Origin of the sequence: Streptomyces decoyicus (assembly GCF_019880305.1) — a bacterium.
GTDB lineage: Bacteria > Actinomycetota > Actinomycetes > Streptomycetales > Streptomycetaceae > Streptomyces > Streptomyces decoyicus.
Genome location: NZ_CP082301.1, coordinates 8,230,501 through 8,257,212, shown reverse-complemented (window position 1 = coordinate 8,257,212; position 26,712 = coordinate 8,230,501). Strand labels below are relative to the sequence as shown.

19 protein-coding genes and 1 pseudogene are annotated in these 26,712 nt (G+C 70.3%); 13 read left to right on the top strand and 7 right to left on the bottom strand.

The window, feature by feature from the left end:
- The first annotated feature begins 4 nt into the window (after positions 1–4).
- The gene (locus K7C20_RS36105) at positions 5–1,216 is read left to right on the top strand and encodes an RNA polymerase sigma factor (RefSeq protein ID WP_030075290.1); all 1,212 of its coding nucleotides are present in this window, start codon (positions 5–7) and stop codon (positions 1,214–1,216) included.
- 615 nt (positions 1,217–1,831) lie between these two features.
- Complete coding sequence (locus K7C20_RS36100) at positions 1,832–2,179, top strand: DoxX family protein (protein ID WP_030075291.1); 348 nt, start codon at positions 1,832–1,834, stop codon at positions 2,177–2,179.
- A 97-nt stretch (positions 2,180–2,276) separates the two neighbouring features.
- Here K7C20_RS36100 and K7C20_RS36095 read toward each other — a convergent pair whose 3' ends face one another.
- Both K7C20_RS36095 and K7C20_RS36090 read right to left on the bottom strand, forming a co-directional pair.
- The gene (locus K7C20_RS36095) at positions 2,277–2,975 is read right to left on the bottom strand and encodes a DUF305 domain-containing protein (RefSeq protein ID WP_053209624.1); all 699 of its coding nucleotides are present in this window, start codon (positions 2,973–2,975) and stop codon (positions 2,277–2,279) included.
- An 85-nt stretch (positions 2,976–3,060) separates the two neighbouring features.
- Complete coding sequence (locus tag K7C20_RS36090; protein WP_245171509.1) at positions 3,061–3,423, bottom strand: DUF6153 family protein; 363 nt, start codon at positions 3,421–3,423, stop codon at positions 3,061–3,063.
- A gap of 466 nt (positions 3,424–3,889) precedes the next feature.
- On the opposite strand from K7C20_RS36090, the gene K7C20_RS36085 reads away from it, so the two are divergent.
- The 4 genes from K7C20_RS36085 (at position 3,890) to K7C20_RS36070 (ending at position 9,099) form a co-directional block, all read left to right on the top strand.
- Positions 3,890–4,444, top strand: coding sequence for a hypothetical protein (locus K7C20_RS36085; RefSeq protein WP_150127284.1), 555 nt, complete (start codon positions 3,890–3,892; stop codon positions 4,442–4,444).
- A 347-nt stretch (positions 4,445–4,791) separates the two neighbouring features.
- Positions 4,792–6,342, top strand: a complete 1,551-nt coding sequence (locus K7C20_RS36080) for a M4 family metallopeptidase (protein WP_209443979.1) — start codon at positions 4,792–4,794, stop codon at positions 6,340–6,342.
- Positions 6,343–6,640: 298 nt separating this feature from the next.
- Positions 6,641–8,071, top strand: coding sequence for an FAD-binding oxidoreductase (locus K7C20_RS36075; RefSeq protein ID WP_245171436.1), 1,431 nt, complete (start codon positions 6,641–6,643; stop codon positions 8,069–8,071).
- Between the two features lie 68 nt (positions 8,072–8,139).
- Positions 8,140–9,099, top strand: a complete 960-nt coding sequence (locus tag K7C20_RS36070; protein ID WP_150127283.1) for a WD40 repeat domain-containing protein — start codon at positions 8,140–8,142, stop codon at positions 9,097–9,099.
- Between the two features lie 30 nt (positions 9,100–9,129).
- On the opposite strand, the gene K7C20_RS36065 is transcribed toward K7C20_RS36070, so the two are convergent.
- Complete coding sequence (locus K7C20_RS36065; RefSeq protein ID WP_048828564.1) at positions 9,130–9,888, bottom strand: N-acyl homoserine lactonase family protein; 759 nt, start codon at positions 9,886–9,888, stop codon at positions 9,130–9,132.
- 136 nt (positions 9,889–10,024) lie between these two features.
- A pseudogene (locus K7C20_RS38730) lies at positions 10,025–10,159 on the bottom strand (transcriptional regulator); the annotation flags it as partial.
- Positions 10,160–10,250: 91 nt separating this feature from the next.
- Here K7C20_RS38730 and K7C20_RS36060 point away from each other — a divergent pair.
- Entirely contained in the window at positions 10,251–10,958 is a 708-nt protein-coding gene (locus K7C20_RS36060; protein WP_030075299.1) for a hypothetical protein, read from the top strand.
- 87 nt (positions 10,959–11,045) lie between these two features.
- Here K7C20_RS36060 and K7C20_RS36055 read toward each other — a convergent pair whose 3' ends face one another.
- Positions 11,046–11,717, bottom strand: coding sequence for a flavin reductase family protein (locus K7C20_RS36055; RefSeq protein WP_030075300.1), 672 nt, complete (start codon positions 11,715–11,717; stop codon positions 11,046–11,048).
- 65 nt (positions 11,718–11,782) lie between these two features.
- On the opposite strand from K7C20_RS36055, the gene K7C20_RS36050 reads away from it, so the two are divergent.
- Positions 11,783–12,502 carry an ArsR/SmtB family transcription factor gene (locus tag K7C20_RS36050; protein ID WP_053209621.1) on the top strand — a complete coding sequence of 240 codons (720 nt, stop codon included), beginning with the start codon at positions 11,783–11,785 and terminating at the stop codon, positions 12,500–12,502.
- A gap of 355 nt (positions 12,503–12,857) precedes the next feature.
- Positions 12,858–15,635, top strand: a complete 2,778-nt coding sequence (locus tag K7C20_RS36045; protein ID WP_053209620.1) for an AfsR/SARP family transcriptional regulator — start codon at positions 12,858–12,860, stop codon at positions 15,633–15,635.
- A 110-nt stretch (positions 15,636–15,745) separates the two neighbouring features.
- Here K7C20_RS36045 and K7C20_RS36040 read toward each other — a convergent pair whose 3' ends face one another.
- Both K7C20_RS36040 and K7C20_RS36035 read right to left on the bottom strand, forming a co-directional pair.
- Complete coding sequence (locus tag K7C20_RS36040) at positions 15,746–16,414, bottom strand: SGNH/GDSL hydrolase family protein (RefSeq protein WP_030075304.1); 669 nt, start codon at positions 16,412–16,414, stop codon at positions 15,746–15,748.
- Between the two features lie 158 nt (positions 16,415–16,572).
- Complete coding sequence (locus tag K7C20_RS36035; RefSeq protein WP_030075305.1) at positions 16,573–18,090, bottom strand: FAD-dependent oxidoreductase; 1,518 nt, start codon at positions 18,088–18,090, stop codon at positions 16,573–16,575.
- Between the two features lie 408 nt (positions 18,091–18,498).
- On the opposite strand from K7C20_RS36035, the gene K7C20_RS36030 reads away from it, so the two are divergent.
- The 4 genes from K7C20_RS36030 (at position 18,499) to K7C20_RS36015 (ending at position 26,415) form a co-directional block, all read left to right on the top strand.
- Positions 18,499–19,059 (top strand): GNAT family N-acetyltransferase, encoded by a 561-nt coding sequence (locus tag K7C20_RS36030; RefSeq protein ID WP_030075306.1) that lies wholly within the window; start codon positions 18,499–18,501, stop codon positions 19,057–19,059.
- Positions 19,060–19,569: 510 nt separating this feature from the next.
- Positions 19,570–21,597: an ATP-binding cassette domain-containing protein gene (locus K7C20_RS36025; protein WP_030075307.1), complete on the top strand. Its 2,028-nt coding sequence runs from the start codon at positions 19,570–19,572 to the stop codon at positions 21,595–21,597.
- Between the two features lie 338 nt (positions 21,598–21,935).
- On the top strand, positions 21,936–23,162 hold the full coding sequence (locus K7C20_RS36020) for a cytochrome P450 (protein ID WP_030075309.1): 1,227 nt from the start codon (positions 21,936–21,938) through the stop codon (positions 23,160–23,162).
- Between the two features lie 88 nt (positions 23,163–23,250).
- A complete protein-coding gene (locus K7C20_RS36015) occupies positions 23,251–26,415 on the top strand; it encodes a BTAD domain-containing putative transcriptional regulator (RefSeq protein ID WP_053209619.1) in 3,165 nt (1,054 codons plus the stop codon).
- Positions 26,416–26,712: the final 297 nt, after the last annotated feature.

Genomic DNA, 26,712 nt, shown 5'->3' with positions numbered 1-26,712 from the left:
TCCGATGGACGAGGCCCTGCTCCGGAGCCTCACACCGAGCGTGCTCGCCCTCCTCGTCCGCCGCGGAGCCGACTTCGCGGCGGCCGAGGACGCCGTACAGGACGCACTGGTCGAGGCGGTCCGCGTCTGGCCGGCCGACCCTCCGCGGGACCCGAAGGGCTGGCTGGTCACCGTGGCCTGGCGCCGGTTCCTCGACGCGACCCGGGCGGACACCGCCCGCCGCCGGCGTGAGGCCCTCGTCGACGAGGAGCCGGCACCCGGACCCGTGGCCGCGGTGGACGACACGCTCCAGCTCTACTTCCTGTGCGCCCACCCGTCGCTGACGCCGTCGTCCGCGGTCGCGCTCACACTGCGCGCCGTCGGCGGCCTGACCACCCGTCAGATCGCCCAGGCCTACCTGGTGCCCGAGGCGACCATGGCGCAGCGCATCAGCCGGGCCAAGCGCACCGTCTCCGGCGTCGGGGTATCCCCTGCTCTGGGGGCACCTCCTGACCGAAGGCCGGGAGAGAAGCCCAGAGCTCGGGGAAGGTTCGACCAGCCCGGCGACGTCGCCACCGTGCTGCGCGTCCTCTACTTGGTCTTCAACGAGGGCTACTCCGGCGACATCGACCTCGCCGCCGAGGCCACCCGGCTCACCCGGCAGCTCGCGGCCGCGATCGACCACCCCGAAGTGGCGGGGCTGCTCGCCCTCATGCTGCTCCACCACGCCCGGCGCGCCGCCCGGACCGCGCCCGACGGCAGCCTGGTGCCGCTCGCCGAGCAGGACCGCGGCCGGTGGGACACGGAGTCGATCGCCGAGGGCATCGAGATCCTGCAGACGGCCCTCGCCCGCGACCGGCTGGGCGAGTTCCAGGCGCAGGCCGCCATCGCGGCACTCCACGCCGACGCACCCACCGCCGAGGAGACCGACTGGGTGCAGATCGTCGAGTGGTACGACGAGCTCGCGCGCCTGACCGACAGCCCGGTCGTCCGGCTCAACCGCGCGGTGGCCGTCGGCGAGGCCGACGGACCGCGCGCCGGCCTGGCGGCGCTCGCGGCACTGGACGACTCGCTGCCCCGCCACACCGCGGTGGCCGCGTACCTCCACGAGCGCGACGGCGACCTGGCGACGGCGGCACAGCTGTACGCCGAGGCGGCCCAAAAGGCACCCAACCTCGCCGAGCGCGACCACCTGACGCGCCAGGCCGCCCGGCTCAACGCCCGCCGGAGTCGCTGACGAGGCGCGCACCGAATTCTCCCGCGGCACTTGGTGCGGGGAATACAAAGCCCCGTTCGGATCCGCTCGAGCTGGAGCGAATAACCGCTCACCGTGCTGTCCGAGCGCTGGCCGAGCTGTGCGAGGGGCTCATCAGGCCCATGACGTTCGGCGTGACCAGAAACTGGGTGGACGAGTTCGGCTGGCCGGCGGCCGGCAATCCGCCGCGGTGGAACTGGTTTCTGAAGACGCCGCAGTCGCCTCCTGACGCCCGCTCACCTTACGTGGATCCGGAGGTCATGGAGACCGCAACGCTGGACGAGCGATCGATGCTCGCCGCTGTCGACCGCCTGCTCGACGACCCGTGTAAGGCACCCGAAGGCAGGGGGTTACCCCAGCGACTTGGCGGTTCCGGGCCGACGGCGGGGCGCGCGGGCGGGCCCTGTGGGCGCCCGCGCTCGGGCCGGAATCATTCGTCCCTGCGGCGGCAACGACTCCACGCCATCTACGACGCGCACAGATCGATGTCCGTCATCTGTCACATTCCTGCGTCGCGGCGCGTCAGGGCAGTGAGGAACTCACGAGACCCGGTCGGAGCAGGTCCGCCCCGGCGTCCGCCCGATGGGAGCATTTCTGATGTCCACCGCCTACGTCGTCGTCACCCTCCTGGCCGCTGTCATGGCGGGCTTCTCGGCCGCCTCCGTCTTCTTCCGCGCCAAGTGGGTCGTGCAGCCCATGGCCGACTACGGCATCCCCGGCTCCTGGTTGCCCTGGCTCGGTACGGCCAAGGCCGCGGGGGCTGCGGGCCTGCTGGCCGGTCTGTTCCTGCCGATGGTCGGTGTAGCGGCCGGGATCGGGCTGGTCCTGTATTTCGCCGGTGCGGTCGTCGCCGTCGTCCGGGCGCGCTGGTACGCACACATCCTGTTCCCGCTGTTGTACGCGGCGCCGGTGATCGGCGCCTTGGTGCTGGGATTCACCGCCTGAGTCCTACCGCCCGAGGACCGCTGGAGCTCGGTGTCAGTCGGCCGCTGCGGCCCCGATGGAGGGACCGCAGCGGCTGCTGCTTGGTGAGCAGACTGGATCAGAGCCGGTCGAGGATCTTGTTCAGCTTCCCGACTTCGGCGGACTGATTCGTGACGACATCGCCGGCGAGCTTCTTCGCCGTGGCGTTCTTGCCCTTCTTCTGCTCGTCGTTCGCCATCTCGATCGCGCCGTTGTGGTGGCCGATCATCAGCTGCGCGAACTTCCTGTCGAAGTCCCTGCCCTTGGCGGCCCTCAGGTTCTTCATGTCCTTGCCGGACATCATTCCGGACATGCCCGAGCCGTCCTTGGAGCCGGGTCCGTGATCCATGCCGGGCATGCTGTGGTCCATGCCGGGCGCAGAGCCGCCCGACACCGGCTTGCCCCAGCCCTTGAGCCAGGACGTCATCTTCTGGATCTCGGGGTCCTGGGCCTTCTCGATCGCCGCGGCGAGCGTCTTGATCTCCGCGTCCTCGGCCCGGCCGTCGGCGAGCTCGGACATCTCCACGGCCTGCTGATGGTGGGGGATCATCATCTGCGCGAACCTGACGTCCGCGTCGTTGAAGGCACCGGGAGCGGGGTTGGCGCCGGCGTCCTTGGTGGCCGTCGTCGACGGCTTGGTCCCGTGGTCCGTGCCGCTCACACGGTCATCGTTGCTGTTGCCGCAGGCGGCGAGCGTCAGACCGGCGGCGGCAGCGATGCCGGCAGCGGCGATGCGGCGAACCTGGGGGCGGCGCAGGCCATGCTTGATGGCTGTCATGTCAAAACCTCGTGCTGTCTGTTCTACGGAAAAGGTGGGCGAACGGGGTGGCGGGCAGCGCAATGCGCCCGCTGCGGCGTTCGGCCTAAATCCGCAGGACTGACAGTTGAGCGAGGTCCGGTGGTCTGCGCGGCGGGGGGTTGGGGCGCAGGGTGGCCACGACTCCGGCGCGAAGCCGCACCAGCCAGTCCGTCCTCCGGCTGAGCGCCGCCCGGAGGAGGCCGGCGAGGACCAGGGCGCCGAGCACGGCCACACACAGGGTGGTCATGTCCATTCCCGTGCCTGGGGTATGGGAGGACGGCTTGGCGTCGTCGGGTGAACCAGGTGAGGAGACCGAGGCGGCGGCTTGCTTCGAAGCGGTCATGCCGCAGTGCTCAAGAGCGCCGGCAGCGGGACCATGAACCGCGGGCCCCATGGTGGCGCCGGAGGAATCTTCGGGATGGCCCATCGAATGCATCACAAAGACACCCAGTGCGAGCACGACGATGAGCAGTAGGTGCCCCCAGGCGCCTGCCGCTCGGTTCGTCCGGCTCGTACTCACAGCGATCTCCCTCCGGCGTTGATCCTACCGAAGGGCTCTGACCACTGCGACGTCCAGACCCCTGTGATGAGACGTCCAGACCCCTGTGACGGCCGGGCACTTGTGGTGGCCAGGCACTGAGGCGCAGGCCGGCGCGACGTGCTGTTGAGCACGGCAGGGGCGGGCAACACGGGTCGTGGTCGCCGGAGACGAGCCTGGTCACGCCCGCAGCGGCAGCGGATGCCACCTGCACGGAGTCACGCAGGGCCGGTCGAAGCCCGCGACCTCCTCGAAGGGTCTGCCGTGGAACCGTGACCGCTGCCCGCTCAGCAGTCGGCACCTCCGAGAGCAAAAGGAATGGTGCGCAGCACGCATGGTGTGGAGCATGGACGCCATGAGCGATGAGATCCGGCGGCAGTTGGCAGAGGCCGCCAAGAAGCATCAGTTCACACGCATCGTGCGCACGCTTCCGGGCAGTGACGAGATCGAGGGGTTCGTGATCTCGGTGACGCCCTCATGGACGCTGGTCACGGAGTGCAACTCCCTTACGCTGAACGGCTTTGTGGCACTCAGAACCCGCGACATCGTCAAGGTCAGACGCCGGGGGACCGGCGATCTGATGGTGCGCTGGCTCCAGCGGCACGGCCCCTGGCCTCCCCCAGGGCCGTCCGGAGCGATCTCACAGGCGGACGTCCGGTCGCTGATGGAGTCGGCCGGCAGGCAGTACCAGCTGATATCCGTCCTCCAAGAGGATCTGGACCCCGACGTGGTGTACATCGGGGCGCCGGTGCGCTGGGGAAAGAACCGGCTCAGGCTCCTCGAGGTCAATCCGAGAGCCCGCTGGGCCAATGCCCCGTCGTCGTTCCGCTACGACGACATCACCCGAGTCGACTTCGGTGACCGGTACAGCACCATCCTGGGCTCACTGGCGGGTCCCCCGCCGCAGTGAGCCGTGCCGACATCCTCGTACAGGTGCCGGCCTTCCGGCGAACCGGCCATCCCCACACCAGCCCCAGGCCGCCCAGTGCCTGGGGCGTTAAATGGCGTCACAAAGCAGTTCCATTGGTGAAATTATTGTTTCTTCCGTGTTGAACATCTGTCAAAAGGCGTCAACTACTGGCACGCTCCCCCTCGATTCACTCCTAATGCTCCACCGGGCATCCCACCCCTCGGCTGCCCGGCCGCTTCTTGGGCCGCGACGCCGCGGCCCTCACAAGGGAGACCGAGTTGAGACGGATCTCGTCCACCCCCCGCAAGAACACCCTGCGCGCTGCCGCGCTGGTCGCCTCCGCCGCCATGGTCGCCGTCGGCGTCCAGGCCGGCTCGGCCAGCGCGCAGCCGGACCGCGCGACCGGCGCGTCGGCGGTCCAACTCTCCACCGCACAGCGGGCATCCGCGCTCAAGGATGCCCAGAGCAGCGCTTCCGCCACCGCCGCGAAGATCGGCCTCGGCGCGCAGGAGAAGCTCGTCGTCCGGGACGTCATCAGGGACGCGGACGGCACGGTGCACACCCGGTACGAGCGCACCTACGCCGGACTGCCCGTCCTCGGCGGCGACCTGGTCGTACACCAGGCCAAGAGCGGCAAGCACAGCGTCACCAAGGCGACCAACGCCGCGATATCCGTGGCCAGTACGTCCGCCGCCCTCTCCCCCTCCGCCGCGAAGAAGAGCGCACTCCGCGCTGCCGCCGCGGAGAAGGACACCAGCACCAGCGCCTCCGCCGCGCCGCGCAAGGTGGTCTGGGCCGCTGCGGGCAAGCCGGTTCTCGCGTACGAGACGGTCGTCACCGGCGTCCAGAAGGACGGCACGCCCAGCAAGCTGCACGTCATCACCGACGCCGCCACCGGCAAGAAGCTGTTCCAGAACGAGGCCGTCGAGACCGGCTCCGGCACCAGCACCTACAGCGGCAAGGTCGCACTCACCACCACCAAGAGCGGCTCGGCCTACCAGCTCAAGGACGGCGCCCGCGGCGGCCACAAGACGTACGACCTCAAGCAGGGGACGTCGGGCACCGGCACGCTCTTCACCGACGCGGACGACGTATGGGGCGGCGGTCGCCAGACCGCCGGCGTCGACGCGCACTACGGGGCAGCCGTCACCTGGGACTTCTACAAGAACACCCTCGGCCGCAACGGCATCCGCAACGACGGCAAGGGCGCCTACTCCCGCGTCCACTACGGCAACAGCTACGTCAACGCCTTCTGGGACGACAGCTGCTTCTGCATGACCTACGGCGACGGCGACGGCAACTCCCACCCGCTGACCTCCCTCGACGTGGCCGCCCACGAGATGAGCCACGGCGTCACCGCCGCCACCGCGGGACTCAACTACAGCGGCGAGTCCGGCGGCCTGAACGAGGCCACGTCCGACATCTTCGGCACGTCGGCCGAGTTCTACGCCAAGAACGCCTCGGACGTGGGCGACTACCTCATCGGCGAGAAGATCGACATCAACGGCGACGGCACTCCGCTGCGCTACATGGACAAGCCCAGCAAGGACGGAGCCTCGGCCGACTACTGGTCCAGTGGCGTCGGCAACAAGGACGTCCACTACTCCTCCGGTGTCGCCAACCACTTCTTCTACCTGCTGTCCGAGGGCAGCGGCGCCAAGGTCATCAACGGCGTCAGCTACAACAGCCCCACCTCTGACGGCTCCAAGGTCACCGGCATCGGCCGGGCCAAGGCCGAGAAGATCTGGTACAAGGCCCTCAGCACGTACATGACCTCCACCACCAACTACAAGGCCGCGCGCACCGCGACCCTGAAGGCGGCAGGTGCCCTGTACGGCACAACGAGCGCCGAGTACAAGGCGGTTGGCGCTGCGTGGACAGGCGTCAACGTGAAGTAGGCGCGTTTCGCCTAGTGCGTCCCGGCATCGGTGCTGGTGCCGGTGCCGGGACGTAGCGCCGTCCGCTCCAGCCGTCGCATGACGGCGGTCCGCTCCGGCGGCTGCCGGACCACTGCTCACGACCCTTTGCGCTGCCCGTGCCGCGCCCCCTCACCTGCGACAGTCTCCCCCTGACCGGCGGGCTCGCGCAGCGAGGTTCCCCCGCTGGAGAGGGCAGTCACCCCGTGTTAGCGTGAACATATCCGCACCAAACGGACGCTCGCCTGCTTTCCTCGACCCTCCAGAGGAGATGGTGACCATGGCGCGGGACTCTCTGTTCCACGCGCGCCGGGCCGGCGACCGGCCTCGGACAAGCGAGCAGACCTCCTCCCGTACCGCCGCGCGAGCCGCCGGCGTCAAGGCCAACGTGGACTGGGCCGGCCTCCGCCAGCGCATGCGCGGCGCGTTGCTGCGGCCGGGAGACCCCGGGTTCGAGGACGCCAGGAAGCTTTTCAACCCTCTCAATGACGACCATGTGCCCGCGGCGGTCGCACAGTGCGAGTCGGTGGCAGATGTCCGCGAGGGGGTGCTGGCGGCCGCGAACCGTGTTCCGCTGGCTGCCCGCAGTGGCGGCCATTCCTATGTCGGCTACTCGGCGCCGCACGGGGGCCTCACCCTTGACCTGCGACGTATGTCGGCCGTGGAGGTCCAGCCGGACGGCACCGCGGTCATCGGGGCCGGCGCGAACCTGCGGGATGTCTACAGCGGACTCGGCCGGGCGAACCGCTGTATGCCCGGCGGGTCCTGTTTCACCGTCGGCATCGCCGGCGTGGCCCTGGGCGGCGGGATCGGCGTACTGCAACGCAAGTTCGGGCTCACCTGCGACCACCTCCTGGCCGCTGAGGTCGTCACCGCTGACGGGAGAACGCTGACGGTCTCCGCCGCGCGTACCCCGGACCTGTTTTGGGCGCTGCGCGGTGGAGGTGGCGGCAACTTCGGGGTCGTCACACAGTTCACGTTCGCGACCGACCCGGCTCCGGCACTCACCGTGTTCCTGATCGTCTTCCCCGCGGGGAAGGTGACCGAGGTGCTGGGCGCGTGGCAACCGTGGATCGCCTCCGCACCCCGGGAGCTGTGGGCCAACCTCAACGTGTCGGGCGGGGAGGTGCCGGGCTGCCGGGTGGCCGGGTGCTTCGTCGGACCGAGCAGCGCCTGCACTCCCTTGCTGGATGATCTGGTCGCGCGCTCCGGTGTGCTGCCCAGCCGGCGAACGGTACAGGACCGGGACTACTTCAATGCCATGCGCTTCTTCTCCGGCAGACCCGACCGGGAGTCGTTCGTGGCATCGTCACGGGTCCTCACCTCCCCCGCTTCCGACCCGGCTGCCGTGAACACCCTGCTCACCGGCCGCGCAGGCATGGCTCTCATCCTTGACCCACTCGGTGGTGCGGTGGCCGACGTGGGCGCGCAGCAGACCGCCTTCCCGCACCGCAGTGCATTCGCCACGGCACAGATCTATGCGAGCGCCACGGCAGCATCCGAGGTCGAAGTGACGCGCAGCGTCGCGGAAGTCGTGGCGGGGCTCGCCCACCAGGGCATCGGGGGCGGTTACGTGAACTACATCGACCCTGACCTCCCCGACTGGCCGACGGCCTACTACGGCCCGAACCTGGAGCGCCTGCGCTCCATTGCGCACGACTACGACCCGGACAAGGTGTTCGGCTTCCCGCAAGCACTTACGCAGGCCTGAGCGCCGGTCGATCGCGGCCCGGTTGCCGCAACTTCCAGTCAACCGGGGCCAGTTGCTACGATCTCCAGATGCTCGTGAGCGCAAGGATGCCTGCTGATTCCACGGTCCACGACCTCTCCGTCGTCCACCACGCGGGGAGCACCCTGATCGTCTGCGTGGACGAGCGGGGCGGGGTGTGGACATGGTCCCTCTCGACCGGGGAATGGTTGGCTCGGCCTCTCCCCTACGCGCACGCCGGGGACCCGCTCGTGGCAGCGTTCCCCGATGCCGAGAACACCATCGACATGGTCGCCGCGCTTTCCGTGGACGGCAAGCTCCTTCTGGCAGCCGGCGGGGACGAACAGGAACCGGCGTTGTGGGACCTCGGCGCCGGTGAACTCCTGTGGCGGACACCGCTCAACGGCGCCTACCTCGCCGATGTGATCGCGCTCGACGGCGCGCTTGTCACCGCACAGCAGTACTCCGAGGAGGTGCGGCTCTGGTCGCCGGACGGCACCGACACGGTACTCGGCGAAGTGGGCGAGTTGTCCTGCCTCGGCGGGGCGCGGGTCGGGGACCGCCGCCTGATCCTGGCGGGCGGGTCGGGAGCCGAAGTGTGGGACGCCGCGACCCTCACCAACATCGCCGCCTTCGATCCGGACGAGGGCCGGGTGTGGGCCGTGACGGCCTGCGCGATCGCCGAGCGCACGGCGGTCGTCGCGGCCACCGAGAAGGGCGAGCTGTACGCCTGGGACCTTGGTGCCGGACCGGACGAGCTGCTGTACGAACCGGTTGCCGCCTCGCAGGGGCCCCTGGAGACGATGGCGGTCATGACGGCCGACGGGCGGCCTCGGGTGGTGACGGCGGGCCAGGACTCGCTGCGGCTGTGGGACGCTGCGGAGGGTTTCGAAGCCGGCCATGTCCTCACCCGCGGGTACGACGTCACGGCGATGGAGTCGGCGGTCGTGGACGGCCGTCGGGCACTCGTCACCTCCGGGCGCGACGGCGTACTGCGGATCTGGGACGAGTCCGACCTGACCGCCCGGTAGTCCGGTGACGACTCAGGTAGATCGTGATCTTCATGTCCGGGTAGCCGCTTGCCGCCGGTGAGGGCTGCCTTGTCCGTCCTCCCAGTTGCTGTCCGCTGGTTCCCAGACCGAGCAGTCGTGGGCGAACAGCACACGCCGTGGGTCGAACTCGGCGAGCCGCTCCAGCCAGGGCGGGTAGGCAGGAAGCGGTGGCTCCGCGCCTTGGAGTGCGGCCTGGCGGGCCAGATGGTCCGACGCGAACTGGGACGCGAAGTCGTGTGCCTGGCCGGCGAGGACCACGGTGCCGTCACCTCGCCGGAGAACCAGCGACTGATGTCCTTGGGTGTGCCCGGGCGTCGGAATGATCCAGACTCCCGGCCAGAGTTCGGTCTCACCGGTGAGTTCTTCGTAAACCGCTCCGGGGAAGTCGACGAGCTCATCGATGGTGTAGTCGCCCCGGCGGGCGGTGGCCAGCTCCACGTTCTGGACCAGGATGGGCCTGCCGGCCAGCAGAGGGTTTCCTCCGCAGTGGTCGAAGTGAAGGTGGCAGTTCACGACGACGGAGATGTCGGCGAGAGTGACTCCGGCTGCCGCCAACGCGCCTTGCAACGCGCGCCGTTGGGGGCGGTAGTGCGCTTCGGTCTCGGAGTCCGCGTTGCCGATACCGGTGTCGAAGAGAATCAGTCCCTGGTCGTGTCGCACCAGGTAGGCGAGGACGGGCTCGGCCCTCGGTTGCGGGCCGCCCGTCTCCGACGCCGGTCGGATGAAGTACCCCAGATCGAGCCGGCGCACCGTCACATTCATCCCCATACGACCATCCTCGCAGGCCGTGACGTGCCGTCCAGATGTTCTGCCGATACTCCGCCGAGAGCGGAATCGTCCTTGCAGTGACCATGAGTTGGGCGTCGCGCAGGTCGCTGCTGGGCGCCGGATGGCCGTGCGGATCTCAGCCGGTGACGTCCATGCGCTGCGGGCCGAGGGTCGGCAACAGCCGTAACGCCTCCTCGGACGGCGAGCCGGGGGCGGCGGTGGAGATGACGACCCGCTGGTCCCGGTCGGTGTCGGTGGTGTCGAGGACGTCGGGTGCGCTCCGCCCAGGCGGAGGTGAAGCGCGGGTAGGTAGAGTCCACCCCCGACATCAGTGATCATGCTCCACTACCAGGGGGAACGGATTGAGCACCACGGTATGGCTCCACCACCCGAGCCGGAAGGCCGCGGGCAAGGAAGCACCGGAGGACGGGCGTGTCCGGCGGGAGATACGCCTCACCTCCCCCGCGTCCCAGGAGGGCGGCCGCACAGACGGGCCGACCCGTGCCTACCTCGAACGTGACCTCCCGGCCGGCGGTCACGACGCCTACCGTGCCGCCCGTAAGGAAGGCGCCCGCGCCTTTCTGCTGTGGAGCGACGCATATCGTCGGCAGCTGCTGGCTCGTGTCGTGACCAAGTCCGCCGCGAAGGGCGAGGCACGCGTCTTCGAGGTGCTCGGCGCCACCGGTGAATCACTGGCACTCATCTCGCGCACCCCTGCGATGCACGGCGGTCGGGGCCGGTCACGCTGGACGGTCGAACAAGCCGGCCGACCGGCGGTGGTCGGTGTCAAAGGCCACCTCTTCTGGTGGTGGGTGTGGTGGCTGCTTCTCCCGCTGTGGCTGGCCATCGCGGTCGGCAGCATCGTGGGGGGCGGTGACATCGCTCGCATGCCCCGCACCATCCGCTGGAAGTCATCCGGAGAGGACGTTCTGGTCTGGGGCTCCGATGGCAACGACTTCGCCCTGACCGTCCTGGCCGACTGGTGGGACCCGCGCGTGACCGCCTCACTCGCAGCCTTGGTCAACAGCCACGACGGGTGGCTCGGCAAGCCCTGGGACGAGGGCAAGTAGCCGCGTTCGACGCCTCACCGGGGTTCGCCTCCCCATGCTTCGCTTCCGCGCCGGCAACCGCCCGGCCACACCCGATGTCCGCCGGGCTCACTGCTCCACGGCAGGAGCATCGGGCCTGGGCGGCGTCCTGGTCCGGTATGAGTGGCCGAGTTCCGGGCCGAGCCCGAAGTAGTGGCGGAAGTTGTAGACGAGCGGGCTCCAGGCGGCAGGATCGACGTGGTCGGTGCCGGGCACGACGATTCGAGGATCGGCGTGCACTTTCCTCACGACGGCCTCCACGATGACGAACCCTCCGGACACATCCGGCCGCACCTGCTCGGCGCGCGCCTCCAGCTGGAGGGGACATCCGACGACGCGAGGCGGACGGACCAGGTGGGATGTCTCGGCACACAGGCCGGCCGCGGCGAATTTGTCCGGCTCGAAGCGGCAGCCCTCTGCTTTGGTGGAGGGCACTGGATTCCGGCCGGTCAGCGGCGCCAGTCGCTCCACCGCCGGCCACTGGGCAGGTGAGGGAAGACTGATCACCAGCTCGGGACGCTTACCGAGATTGTGCGCAGTGTGTCCGTCCATGCCCAGGCCGAGCACGACCGTCTGCCCGAGGGCCCATGCGGAGGACATCGGGGCAAGGTTGAAGGAACCGTCCTGATTCTCTGTCGTGAGGAGCACCACCGGAGTCCCGAAGTACAGGACACTCGGCTCGATTGCCATGTGGGTGGCGACTGCCTCTGCCGGCGGAGCGCCGAGGGATGCGGTGTTCATGATGCGGAGCCTAAGAACCGGATGCTTCGGCAGGTGCCGAAGTGTCCGCGGCGATAATCGAGCACATGGAAACTCGGCGAGTACGCGAGACAGGCCCGGACCTCGCATTTGTGGCCAGACTCCTGGCCGATGGCACCCGGGCAGGCTTCTGTCTGGCCCTGCTCGACGGCCGGGCATGGACGGCGACCGAACTGGCGCGTCACATGGGCGTGGCGGCCTCGACCGCAACCGAGCACCTGAACGTGCTTGTGCGGGGAAACCTGCTGGTCGAGGAACGGCAGGGGCGCCATCGGTACGTACGCCTGGCCGATCCTCACGTCGCGGAGCTGATCGAGAACCTTGCCGCGATGGCCCCCCACCGCACCCCGCCGACCCGCTCACTCTCGGCAGCCGGCCGCCGACAAGCCCTCGCCCATGCCCGCACGTGCTACGACCACCTTGCCGGAACCGTCGGGGTCGCGATCACCGACGCGATGACCCAGCGAGGGCTCCTGGGCTGGGACCAGGGACTCAGGCTCACCGGCGACGGCGAGAACTGGCTCGGGGGACGCGGCATCACCGTTCCGGCAGGCACTCGCCGGCCGTCCGTACGGTCGTGCCTGGACTGGACCGAACGCCGCCCGCATCTCGCAGGCGCTGTCGGCGCCGCCCTGTGCCGCCACGCGTTCGACGCGGGCTGGATCACTCGCATCGGCACCACACGCGCCGTGGCGGTGACAGGTGTGGGACGACGCACGCTCCACGGCCTTCTCGGCTTGCCCGATGACTCCCTCTCGCAGAAGTGAGGAGATCAAGTCGTCCGCGGCGTCACCCCGCCATCCTGCGTGACGTGAGGCGAATGCTGCGCGGGCGGAACCGCTCCCGGGGCTACATCCCCTCTCGTATCAACTCCTCAACAGACCTCCCACGTCCAATAGTCGCTCTGACGTGCCGCCGGTCGCCGTCGGCAGGGCGGGAATCCGAGAGGGAGGAATGCGGGCTTTCGGTCGGGCCCGGTCGCGTCCGCACGGCGGGCTCCAGCGCCCCAGCAGACCGGCTGGACGACGGCGTCCGAGGCCCCACCGGTGGCCGGCGGATACCGGACATGCTCGCCCACACCTCCGGTAACCTGGCTTTTCCCCCGCAGGAGGAGTTGCATCAGTGGAGTTCCGGCTGCTCGGAGCGGTTTCCGTCGCCACCGAGGTCGGCGAACTCGCGCTCGGCCCCGCCAAGCGGTGCAGCCTGCTTGCTGCCCTTCTGCTCAGGCCCAATCACCCCGTGCCGGTGGACCACTTGACGGCCGCGCTGTGGGACCACGAACCGCCGCAGCGAGCTCGCAGTGTGATCCAGGGCCATGTGTCGCGTCTGAGAGCCCTGCTGGCCGGTGCGGACGCGGAGATGTTCGGTGTCGAACTGGTCACTCAGGGCACGGCGTACGTCCTGCGGATGCCGGAAACCCTGCTGGATGCCCACCGCTTCGAAGAACTGGTGACGCTTGCGCGCAGTCAGCGTGCGCCGGCCGACGCCGTGGCGATGTACCAGGAGGCGCTGTCGCTGTGGAAGGGGCCCGCGCTGACCGGTGCCTATCCGAGTCAGCCGCTTCAGGCCGCCGCGCACGCCCTGGAGGAACTCCGGCTGACCTCCGTCGAGCTGCTCGCCGCGGCCTACACGCGGATGGGTGAGCATGCCCGCGCCGCGGCCGTGCTGCGTGCGGAGGCGGGTACCCATCCGCTGCGCGAATCGCTGTCCGCCACGCTCATGAAGGCGCTTCAGCGTGCGGGCCGCCGCTCGGAGGCACTCGACTGGTTCCACCGCACCCGGCGGCTGCTCTCCGACGAGCTGGGAGTCGACCCGGGACGGGAGCTGACGGACGCCTACGCGGTGGTGCTGCGCGGAGAGGAGGACGATGCGGCCCAGACCCAGACCCAGGCCCAGACCCATGCTCAGGCCCAGCACCCGGCTGCGGTCCCGCCGCCCGTGCCCGCGCCCCTCCCCCCGCAGGGACCGTCAGCCGCCTTCCACCCGGGCCCGGTTGACCTCCTCCCGCGCATGCCGCGCGGCTTCCACGGCCGCTCGGGCGAACTCACCGCACTCTCCCGGGCCGCCGCGGGCGAAGCACCCGTCTGCCTGGTCACCGGGCCCGCTGGAGTGGGGAAGACCGCGCTCGTGGTCCACTGGGCCCACCGCAACCGCGACAGGTTTCCCGGCGGCCTGCTCTACGCCGACCTGCGCGGTTTCAGCGATACAGGAGAGCCGACCCTCCTAGAGGTGCTGCGCGAGTTCCTGCTGGCACTGGGAGTCGCGCCGCTCCGCATTCCGGAGTCGGCCGGCGCTGCGTCCGCGCTGTTCCGGTCTCTTGCCGCCGGCCGTCAGCTCCTCGTCGTACTCGACAATGTGCGCGGCTCCGGGCAGGTCAGAGAGCTGCTGCCGGGCGGCTCCCGCTGCGTCACCGTGGTCACCAGCCGGTACCGGCTGCGCGGCCTGATCGCCTCCGATGCGGCCCGCCCCGTTCCCGTGGACGTCCTCGAACCGGAGGACAGCACGGCCCTGCTTGCCGCGGTGATCGGCAAGGAACGGGTGCTCGCGGAGGCGGTGGCCGCTCGGCGGCTTGCCGAGTTGTGCGGAGGGCTTCCCCTCGCGCTACGGGTGACCGCCGCCCGGCTGGCAGATCAGCCCACCTGGTCCCTGAGCGCGATGAGCGCCGAACTGTCCGACGAGTCACGCCGTTTGAACCTGCTGGACGTGGAGGACACGGGCGTACGGGCAGCCCTGAGGCTCACCGTGCGCCGGCTGCCCGAAGACGCCGCGCACCACTTCGCGCATCTCGGCCGCCACCCCGGCACGCACTTCGACCGCTACACGGCGGCGGCCCTGGCGGGCACGGACCCGGTCACGGCCGAAGCCGCGCTGGAGAGGCTCACCGCGGCCCACCTCGTCATCCGGACCGCGCCGGACCGCTGGACGCTGCACGATCTCGTACGGCTGTACGCGCGCGGCCTGGACACGGCGCCCGGCACCCTGGTGCGGGTGCTCGACCACAGTGTGGCCACCGCGCTGGCCGCGGCCGACGCGGCCGAACCCGGCGACGAGTCGTGTTTCGCGCTGCCTGCGGACTTCCATCCGCCGTGCGCGGTAAGGGAGTTCGCGAGCCGCGACCAGGCCATGGCCTGGTACGCGTCCGAACGTGAGGACCTGACTCTGGCGGCGGCAGCCGCCCACGCCGCCGGGCTGCACAGCAGGACCTGGCGGCTCGTCCTGGCCATGTGGCCGCAGATGGTGTGGCGGGTCCTCGACGGCTGGACTCCGCTGCTCCAGACAGCACTTGAGGCGGCGCGGGCCGATGCCGACCCCCGCGCGCAGTCGCGGATCCTCGCCCTGCTCGGATGGGTGCTGACCGAAGAGGGCCGTATCCATGAGGCGCTGGTCCACCTCGATGCCGCCCCCGCGCTCGCCGCGCGGACCGGCGATACGCGCGGCGAGGCGACCGCCCTGGTCAATCTGTCGCTCGCCCGAGCAGCGCTCGGCAGCCCGGAGGAGGCGGCCGAGGGATGCGCACAGGCGGCACGGCTCGCCCGCGGCGCCGGCGACCGGCACACCGAGCGGCTGGCCCTCTACCACCTCGCCCGCCACCACCTGGACGCCGGGGAATGGCAGTCGGCCCTCGAAACGTCCATCGCCGCACATGCCCTCGACGACCCCGCGGACACGTCGACGGCGTCCCGGGTGCTGTTACTCACGGTGGCCGGGGAGGCATTGCTGGGGATGGGCGACGAGACCGAGGGTGTCCGGCGGCTCGAGGAAGCGGCACGCGAGGCGGAATCGTGCGGCTACGACGACGGTGCGGTCCGGGCGCTGGGCGCGCTGCTGCGGGTGTCGGCGGATGTGGCGCTACAGGCACGGTACGACACGGCGATGGTGCGGCTCATGTCCCGGACCTGAGCCGACGCCGCTGAGCGTGGCGTCAGCCCCTGACCGCCTGCGGGGGCGGGGCGGCCCGGCCGGCGAAGCTCCTCGCGAACGCCGGTGTCGCGGGTGGTCCCGAGGACCGGTCACGCGACCAGGCGCAGCCAGGCCGCCGCGAGTGCGGCGTGACCGGCCGGCGTCGGGTGTACGCCGTCCGCGGCCCAGTACTCCGGTCCGGTCGTCGCGGCGAGCTCGGCGAACATGCCGTCGGCGGCGAGCAGATGCGCGCCGTACTTGCGGGCGAGCTTGCGCACGGCCTGGATCTTCGGGTCCAGGTCGGTGCGCCATTCCTCTCGCTCTTTCTCTCCGATGAGCGCGACACCGGCACCGGCCTCGACGACGCCGTGGATCGGCAGGAGGAACGGCTCGATGAGGATCAGCTCCGTGCCGGCCTCGGCGAGGGGCGCGAGCAGTCGGTCGTAACCCGCCTCGAACTCCTCCACGGGGATCACGTACCCCTTCGGGTCCAGCGTGTGCCAGCCCATGTCGTTGACCCCGGCGAGGATCGACACCACGTCCGGGCGCGCGTCGAGTACGTCTGCCTGCCAGCGCGCTTCGAGGTCCCTCACCTTGTGGCCCGCGATCCCGGAGTTCAGCCAGGTCACGGGCCGGTCCGGGTGCCGGAGTCCCCACTCCCCCGCGACGCGCAGCGGGTAGCCGAACCCGAGGCCGTCTTCGTTCTCCAGCCGTTGGCAGTCGGTGATCGAATCGCCGGTGAACATCACGGTGCTTCCCGGTCGGACAGTGATCGTCATGTGCGCTCCTTGAACTCGGGTGAGGCGAGGAAAGTGGAGGAGAACGTTGATATTCCGGCGAATGATTTCGCATCGGAATGATTCCCTTCGCGCGCTTCAGCGCCCGCAGGAACGAAAAGGGAACGGGGGCAGCTGCTAAGGAGAACGGGGTGGCTGCCTCAGATTTCCGGACCACCGAACCAATGGCCGGCGGCCCGCTCGAACGCTTCACGATCAGGGTTGCGATCACCTGCCCAGGCGACCACGCCGTCGGGTCGGACCAGCACGGCACCCAGTCCGAGGTCGTTTCTCGCCGGACCGGCTGCATACTGCATCCGACTCTCCCAGCCCTCCGCTGAACCGCGCAGGCATCGGTCGGTACTGAAATCGAGCGCGACGCCCCGTCCGTCCCGCATCAGGTCGCCGAGGCGAGTGCCGTTTTCGAGGCGAAGGTCCGGGGCGTTGCGGCCGACCAGTGGATGCTCGCTGCCGAGGTCGTAACGGATCGACGAGCCCGACAGCCTCTCGAACACATAGGTCGTTCCGTCACGTGTCCCGATCAGGTCGCGCACCACTCCTTGGACGGCCTGGCCATGCGCGTCCGGCCGCATGGCCGCCACCTGGGCGCGCGACCAGTCGAGCACCGCTGCGCCGATCGGATGGCGCTCGCGGGTGTAGGTGTCGAGTAGCCCGTCCGGCGCGTACCCGTGCACGGTCGCCGCGAGCTTCCAACCCAGGTTCATGGCGTCGCCGATGCCGGTGTTGAGTCCCTGCCCGCCGAGGGGCGAGTGGATGTGAGCGGCGTCGCCCGCGAGCAGGACGCGTCCCCGCCGGTAGGTCGTCGTCTGCATCGCCCGATCGGTGAAGCTCGAGGCGAGATGCACTTCGCTCAGCGTCACATCGGTGCCGGATACACGGCGCAGAACCGCCTGGAGATGGTCGCGAGTCGGCTGCTGCGAGCGATCGTACGCGCCGCCGTCGAAGTCCATCATGCCCATGTGCCCTTCCACGAGCTGGAGGTACATGCCCGTCGGCGTCAGGTTGATCCCAGAGCGCAGCTTCTCGGGATCGGCGACGGTGGCATGCAGGGCGTAGCCGGTGAACTGCGGCTCGGTGCCGACGAATGCGAAGCCGGCGAGCCCACGCACCGTACTGCGTCCGCCATCGCAGCCGACGACCCAGCGCGCCGCGTACTCGTGCTCGCCTGCTTGCGCGACGGCGCTCTCCTCGTTCTGGTCGATGGCTGAGACCGTGACGCCGTGCCTGATTTCCACGCCGAGCCGGGACGCCTGCTCGGACAGCAGCGACTCGACCGCTTCGAGGTAGGTCAGCATGCCCTCCGTCGCCGGGCTGGGAAGCCGGTACGGCAGGGCGGCGACGTCGACCAGTGCCGGATCGAGCACCATGCCGGCGAAATGGCCCACGCCACGAAGGGGTGATGGCTCGTGGGCGTCGGGGCCCGCGCCGGGATCGTCGTGGATGCCCGATGCCGTCAGCAGCTGGTGCAGCATCCCGCGGCGGTAGAACGCCTCGACCGACGCGGCGGACAGGCCCCGCATCCCGAGCGGCTTCGCCTTGAACGGGGAGCGGGGCTCCGGCTCCCGCTCGAGCACCAGGACAGAGCAGCCCGCGAGGCCGAGCTCGCAGGCAAGGAACAGACCAACCGGGCCGGCGCCCACGATCACTACGTCATGCACGAGAGATCCCCTTCGCGAATCCACACCCACCGGATGGGCACCCGGCAGGACCTCTCGAACGGTGCCGGACCCCACCGACATCGGACCGACAGTCCCCGACATGCCGCCGACACCACTGCTACGCCGCCCGATCACCCCTGGTGAGCGCCGAACCGCAGCGACGGCCCTGACGCGGGGTGGTGCCGCCGCGCAGGCAGCAGACTGCCGGAGCCCTCCGGCATGCCGACGGGAACCGGCGCCGGCATGCTGCGGCCGCGGCAGGGCGCGAGCCGGGCAACGGGCCCGGTCAAGTGGTGAGTGTGGTTCCCCGGCCGCCGGAGTGCCTCGCCGACGCACACGCCGTGGCGTGCCGCCCGTGGGAAGATCCCTTCGCACCATGTGCACCGGTGCCGACCGTGGAAGGTGACGATGTACGCGATATCCCTGGGTGACGACGGCGCCGAGCTGCGCCCGCTCGAACCGTGGCAGGCCGAGGAGTTCCTGGCCCATGTGGACCGCGGACGGGAGTTCATCGGGCAGCACAACGCGCTGCCCGACGTCGTCACGGACCTGGCGTCGAGCCGTGCGTTCCTCCAGGCGTACGCGGAGAAGGCGGCAGCCGACGCCGGACGGCTCCACGGCATCTGGACGGACCGCAAGCTGGTCGGCGCGGTGCTCTTCCGTAGGATGGATGTCGAGCAGGGCATCGCCGAGGCGGGCTGCTGGCTGGAGCCGTCGGCGGTGGGCAAGGGGCTGGTGACCCGGGCGGTGCGCGTGATCATCGACTGGGCCGTCGAGGAGCGCGGCATCCACCGTGTGGAGTGGTGGGTCTCGGCAGCGAATGAACCCAGCATCGCCGTGGCCCGGCGGCTCGGGATGACGAAGGACGGCGTGCTGCGGGAGAGCTACCCGTACCGGGGGCAGCGGCACGACGAGGAGATCTGGTCGGTGCTCGCACCGGAGTGGCGGGCGGGCAAGCAGGCTTCCTGAGGGCCTAAGTGGTCCGGCCCCGCTCGGTTCGTCACGTGGCGGCCATCCGGCCGGCCGGTGCGGGGGGGCGTATCCCCAGGGGCTGTTGACCTCCGCCGGCCCTTCTCTGTCTCCGTTGTTCATGGCTCATGCCCACTTGCGGGCTGCCCCACGACGGCTCCCCGACGACCGCCGCAATACCCCGAAAGAGCGACCCGTGCTGTTCGAGCACCCGCGGATGCACGCAGACCAACTGCCCTGCGCGCTCTGCCAGTAGCGGGAACATGCGTTCACCATCTGCCCCCGAAGTACCCGTTACGGGGCGCGATCCGGGCCAGTTCTTAGAGCACCTGTACTCATCGCTCCTCCTGGAGGAAACGTGATTCCCTTAGGCGCTCCCGAGCATGACCCCGCCGCGTTCGAACATCACCCGGCCTCCCCCTGCCCGCTCCGGGGTTCCTCGGGGCATGTGGTTGACGCTTCCGTGCCGGGCACTCGCGGCTCCTCACGAACGGATACGGGGTGGTGGGCATGAGCAGGAAGTCCGCGTCGGCCGACACCCCCGATCCGCGAAAGAGGGTGCCCGCACCCCGCCGTGAAGCCCTGGCTCTGCCGCCGGCGGCTGTGCCCGCAGGCCCGGCGAGCGACGACATCACCGAGGAGCTCGAAGAGGCGTACTGGTCGATCTACGACGGCGCCGCGGCCAAGGCGACGGTCGGACAGCTCCTCGCCCGGCTCCCCCGCATCGTGCGCCAGATCGGCCAGTTGGCGTGGCAGGCCGACCGGCCGGCGACCGTGGCCGTCGTGGTGCTCCAGTTGGTGTCCGCGGCGATGTCCGCCTTCGGCCTGGCAGCGTCCGTGGCCATCCTCCACCAGCTGTTCGCCCAGGGCCCGACCCCGGACAAGGTCCGCTCCGCCGTCCCGCAGATCCTGCTCGTGGTGGCCTTCCTCTCCGCCCGGGCCCTGCTCGAAGCCGGGGTCGCCGTCGCGCAGGCCCGGGTGACTCCCAAGATCCGCACTGCGTTGGAGAGCGACTTCCTCCAACTGACCGCACACGTCCGCCTGGAGGTGGTCGACGACTCCGACTGGCACGACGACGCCTACCGGGCCAATGACCGCGGGCTGTTCTACGCGCGCCAGATCGTCGGCCAAGTCGTCGCCATGGCCTCCGCCTTCCTGGGGCTGATCGGCACGGCAGGCGTCCTGACCGTCCTGCACCCCCTGCTGCTCCCGCTGCTCCCGCTGTCCGTCCTGCCTGTGGGAGCCGCGGCCGTGCGCACCGCGCGGGCCCGTTTCCACAGCTTCAAGCGGTGGAATGCCCTGCAGCGCCGGGTGAGGGTCTTCTCCTGGCTCCTGCTGGACCGCGACTCGGCCGCCGAACTGCGCGCGGACACCGCTCAACGGGCCCTGCTCGACGAACATCATCGCCTCACGACGCGCATCGCGGAGGAGGACACCCGCCTGGGGGTGAGTGCCGCGCTGCTGACCCTGGCCGGGCGTGGCCTGGGAGGGGTCGGGGCCGGAATCACCTACACCGCTCTGGGTGCCATGATGATCGCCGGGTGGCTTCCGCTGGCGGCCGGCGCGGGCGCGGTGATCGCCATCCAGGTCAGCCAGACCTCCCTGACCCGGTTCGTCGATGTCGCCCACCTGGTCTACGAGCACGCGATGTGGGTGACCGACCTCCTGGACTTTCAGGAGCGATGCCGCAGCCTTCAGCCTCGTCGGCGCGAGCAAACGGCACCCGAATCCGTGAAAACGGTCAGCCTCCGGAACGTCAGCTACACCTACCCCGAAAAGGACACCCCGGCGCTCAAGGACATCTCCATGACCCTGCATGCCGGGGAGACCGTCGCCTTCGTCGGCCTCAACGGGTCCGGCAAGAGCACCTGTTCGCGACTGATCGCCGGCCTCTACGACCCGCAGGAGGGGGCCGTCCTCTGGGACGGGGTGGATGCCGCGGACCTGGATACTGAGTCCCTCCAGAGGCGGGTGGCCACCGTGCTTCAGGACCCGGTGCATTTCCCCTTCAGCGCACTGGCGAACCTCACGGTCTCCCGCGGCACGCTCACCGAGGCAGACCCCCAGCGGGCGCTGGACGCCGCGAGGGCGTCCGGCGCCGAAGAGGTCATCGCCGGGCTGCCCGGCACCTGGCAGGCGCTGCTGTCCAAGCGGTTCCGCGGCGGCCAGGAGCTGTCGGCCGGCCAGTGGGCGAAGGTCGCCGTGGCCCGAGGCCTGTACAAGAACGCCCCCGTGCTGCTGCTGGACGAACCGACCGCGAGCATGGACCCGCGCGCCGAACACGACGTCTACCGGGCGGTGCTGCGCGACAAGCTCCGCGACGACCAGATCACCGTGCTGATCTCCCACCGCCTGGCCAGCGTCGTCGAATGCGACCGCATCTACGTATTCGACGACGGGCACATCACCGAATCGGGCTCCCACCAGGAACTCATGGCTCTCGGGGGCGACTACGCCCAGATGTTCACCCTGCAGGCAGCCGGCTACCAAGCCACATCCGCGACGCCGGGATCCGGGACGATCAAGGTGCACGAGTGAACGAGGAGGCCGCTCCGCTCGACTCCGCCCCGCCGCAAGAACACCAGCAGGCGAACCCGGCGTAGCCCTTGTCGGCGATCAGCACGTCGGGCGTTGATCACGCCACCGACCACCACGAAGAGGACCCGGCGGCAGCAGAGGCGAAAGCGCCTCCCACGCAACACCGGGCCAACTCACCCCGACGCACCGCTCCACCACCATCAACCATCCTCAGACACCCACGGAGCACGCTCTGACACCGGCCAGATCTCCGGTATGGCCGGTGTCAGCGCCGTGTCAGGCGTATGTCAGGTCCGTCGGCGACGGTGGCCGCAACAACCGCCACGAAAGGCAGTCCGATGAGTCGAACGGTTCCCGTCCCGCAGGGTCTCCCGATGGAGCGCGATGCGGGCCCCTTCGCCCCGCCCCGTGACATCTCCCGGCTGCGCGAGGCTCGCCCGGTCAGTCCCATGGTCTTCCCCGACGGTCACGAGGGCTGGATCGTCACCGGCTACGACGCGGTCCGCCGGCTCATGGCCGACACCCGTTTCAGCTCCCGCCAGGACATCGGCGTTCTCCACGTGCCGTACGAGACCCCCGGTATACCCGCCCCCACCGAACCGTCCCCGCAGATTCCGGGCCTTTTCATCGCCATGGACCCGCCGGACCACACCCGGCTGCGGAGGAAGCTCACCGGCGCCTTCACCGTCAAACGGATGAAGCAGCTCGAAGAACACATCAGCGACATCGTCGAGCGGCAACTGGACGAACTGGCGCGCCTTGCCCCGCCGGTCGACCTGGTCAAGGAGTTCGCGCTGCCGGTGCCCTCGCTGGTGATCTGCGCACTGCTCGGTGTCCCCTACGCGGACCGGGAGACCTTCCAGGTCAACTCCGCCAAGTTCTTGGAAAAGGACGTGTCGCTCGACGAGAAGATGGCCGCGTACTCCGGCCTGACCACGTACCTTGCCGAACTGGTCACGCGTAAGCGCGCCGCCCCCGGCGAAGACATACTGTCCGACCTGGCCCGCCATGACGACCTCACCATCGAGGAACTGACCGGCATGGCCTTCCTGCTGCTGCTCGCGGGCCACGAGACCACCGCCAACATGCTGGCCCTGGGCACCTTCGCGCTCTTGGAGCACCCCGAGCAGCTGGCCGAACTGCGCGCCAACCCGGACCTGATGCCCGGCGCCGTCGAGGAGCTCCTGCGCTATCTGTCCATTGCCGACATCTTCTACCGCTACGCCACGGAGGACATCGAACTCGGCGGCGAAACAATCGGCAAGGGATCGACCGTCGTGGTCTCACTGCTGGCCGCCAACCACGACCCCCAGCGCTTCGACAACCCCGACACCCTGGACATCCACCGCACGGCCCGCGGTCACCTCTCCTTCGGCCACGGCATCCACCAATGCCTCGGACAGCAACTGGCCCGCATCGAGATGCGCGCCGGTTTCGAGGGACTGCTGCGTCGCTTCCCGACCCTTGAGCTCGCCGTCCCGGCCGGCGAGGTGAAACTCAAGACCGACATGAACATCTACGGCGTCCACGAACTGCCGGTCACCTGGACGGAAACCGCCCGGTGAATCCGTCGGCCGAGCGCGTCACCACGACAACTTCCCGCAACACGTCAACAATTGGGTGCCCGCCACACACCCATGGCAAAATCAGCGGGTGCAGATCGGGATGCTGGGTCCGTTCGAGGTGCGCACGGACGACGGCGGCTCGGCCGACGTGCCGGGCGCGCGGCTGCGCGGACTGCTGAGCGCCCTCGCGCTCAAGCCGGGTCATGTGGTCCCGAAGGCGTCGCTCGTCGACTGGGTCTGGGGAGAGCACCTGCCCGCCGATGCGACGAACGCCCTCCAGCGCTTGGTTTCCCGGCTGCGGAAGGCACTACCGGACGGGTCGGTCGAGAGCCGTACGGACGGCTACCGGTTGACGGTGGAGCCCGACACCGTCGACGCCGTGCGGTTCGAACGCCTCGTCACCGCGGGCCGGGCCTGCACCGAGGACGCCTCCCGGCGGGTGCGGCTGCTGCGCGAGGCCCTCGATCTGTGGCGCGGTGCGGCCATGCAGGACATCGGACTGGAGGACAGCGCCGCGTTCAATGCCGCGGTCGACCGGCTCGAAGGGTTGCGCCTGACCGCCACGGAGGAGCGGTTCGACGCGGAGGTCACGCTCGGACGCGGTGCGGAGATGGTCCCGGAACTGACCGGCCTGGTGGCCGCGCACCCGCTGCGGGAACGGCTCGTCGCCGCGCTGATGCGCTCCCTCGCCGCGGCCGGTCGCGACAGCGAGGCGCTGCTGGTGTACGAGCGCGCGAGGGAGGCCCTGGCCGATGCGCTGGGCGTCGACCCCTCGCCGGAGCTGGCCGCGTTGCACGTCGCGCTGCTGCGGGGTGAGTTGGGGCAGGGCATGCGGCAAAGGGAAGCGAGCGGCAAGACCAACCTGCGCGCCGAGCTGGCCACCTTCGTCGGCAGAGGCGCCGATGTCGCCGCGGTCCGCGAGCTCATCGCCGAGCACCGGCTCACCACCGTGATCGGGCCGGGCGGCGCGGGGAAGACCAGGCTGGCCACGGAGACCGCGCGCACGCTGCTCGGCGACCTGCCGGACGGGGCCTGGCTGGTGGAGCTCGCCGCCATCGGCGCGGACGGCGATGTGGCGCAGTCGGCGCTCACCGGGCTCGGCCTCCGGGACGCCCTGCTCGGCGGGGCCCCGAACGCGGAGCTGACGGACCGGCTCGTCGCCGCGATCCGCGAGCGGGAGGCGCTGCTGATCCTGGACAACTGCGAGCACGTGATCGAGTCCGCGGCGGCGTTCGCCCACCGGGTGCTCGGGGAGTGCCGGCGGCTGCGGATCCTGGCGACGAGCCGGGAACCGCTCGGCATCACGGGGGAGGCGCTGTGGCCGCTCGAGCCACTGGCCCTGCCGGACGGGGACGCGGGCCCGGGCGGGATGGAGTCCGCACCCGCCGTTCAGCTGCTGCGGGACCGGGCCGGGGCGGTGCGCCGGGATCTCGTGGCCGACGCCCCCACGCTGGCGACGATGGTGCGCGTCTGCCGGGCGCTGGACGGGATGCCGCTGGCGATCGAACTGGCCGCGGCCCGGTTGCGCACCATGTCCCTCGACCAGCTCGCAGGCCGGCTCGACGACCGGTTCCGCCTGCTGACCGGCGGCAGCCGGACCGCGCTGCCGCGGCACAAGACGCTGCGCGCGGCGGTCGACTGGAGCTGGGAGCTGCTCACCGACGCCGAGCGGAGGGTCCTGCGCAGGCTCTCGGTGTTCTCCGGCGGGGCGGGCCTGGAAGCGGCCGAACGGGTCTGCGCGGGCGACGCGGTCGAGCAGGAACAGGTGCTCGGGCTGCTCACCGCGCTGGCCGAGAAGTCGCTGCTGCGCGCCGAGGGCACCGGCGCCCCGCGCTACCGCATGATCGGCACGATCAAGGAGTACGCCGGCCACCGGCTCGCGGAGGCGGGGGAATCGGATCTTGCGCGCCACGCACACCTGGCCTACTTCACCGAGCTCACCGAGACCGCGGAGCCGCACCTGCGCCGGGCCGGGCAACTGGTCTGGCTGGCCGCGCTCGAGGCCGAGCACGACAACATCGGGGCGGCGATGCGCGGTGCGCTCGCGGCGGGCGAGGCGCAGGCGGCGATGCGGCTCGCGGCGGGCGCGGGCTGGTACTGGTGGCTGAGTGGGCACAAGACCGAGGGCATGGAGCTGATCACCGCGGCCACCAGGACGCCCGGCGAGGTGACCGACGAGGACCGGGCCACGGTGTACGCCCTGGGCTCGATGTTCGTGACCTCGGGGCCGGGCGACGAACACCTGGCCGCGGAGTGGATCCACCAGGCGTACCGGTTCGGCCGGCGCAGTCGGCACAGCCGGCGCCGCCACCCGGCGATGGGGCTCGTCGTCCCGCTGGAACGCATGCTTCAGGCACCCGGCGCGTTCCTGCCCGCGTGGGAACCGCTGCTCGACGACGAGGACCCCTGGGTGCGCGCGCTGGCCCGGCTGCACCTGGGCAAGATGCGGATCGTGCTCGGCCATGACGGGCGGGACGCGGACGACTGCCTGGAGGAGGCGCTCGCCGAATTCCGGGCACTCGGTGAACGGTTCGGGATCTCGTTCGCCCTGACCGAGCTGGCGGACCGGATCGCCGTGCGCGGGGATTTCGCCGGTGCGTGCGCGCACTACGAGGAGGCGATCGCGGTCGTCACCGAGGTCGGTGCCACCGAGGACGTCATGCGCATGCGGTCGCGACAGGCGCAGCTGTACTGGCTGCTGGGCGACAAGGACGCCGGTGCGACAGCCATCGCCGAGGCACAACGGTGCGCGGAGCGGGTCACCTGGCCGGGCGCGCTGGCCTTCCTGGCCCTCTCGAAGGCGGAACTCGCCCGGTGGGGCGGCAACGCCGGGGAGGCGCACAGGCAACTCGGCGTCATGACGGCCGTGCTGGGCGACGAGGCGGAGCAGGCGAGCCTCCGCGCGGTGACGCACGACCTGCTCGGCTACCTCGCCGACGACCCCGGCGAGGCGCGGGCGCACCGCGCGGCGGCCTGCGAGGCGGCGTCCGAGGCAGGACATGCGCCGCTGATCGCGCGGGTGCTCGTCGGGGTCGCGGACCTGGCACTGCGCCGCGACGAGCACGAGCAGGCCGCGCGGCTGCTCGCGGCGAGCGCGGGCGTGCGCGGGCTGCCGGACCGCTCCCACCCGGATGCGGCTCGGATCGAGCAGACCGCGCGGCGCCGCCTCGGCGATGCGCGGTTCGCCGAGGCAACTCGCGAGGGAGTGCGGGCCAGTTGGTCTCGGCTGGTCGAGGTCACGCTCGCTTCTTGAACGTGGAGACCGCCCACGCATCGCCAAGGACTTCAGGCGCATCTCCCCCGCCACTCCACCACAGCAAAAGCAACAGCAAAAGCAACAGCAACCGCCACAATCCGCTCATCGACAAGACCCCTTAGGGCGTCGGCGCGTCGAGCCGGGTGACGTCCACGGAATGTGCGCCGAGCTGTGGCCGCGGTATGAGTACCCACAGTGCGGTCGCGGCGAGCGTGATGGCGGTGAGGACGGCGAGGCCGGTCCGGCCAGAGTGCCGCTCTGCGCCTGGTTGAAGGTGAGCGCGGCGGTGATCAG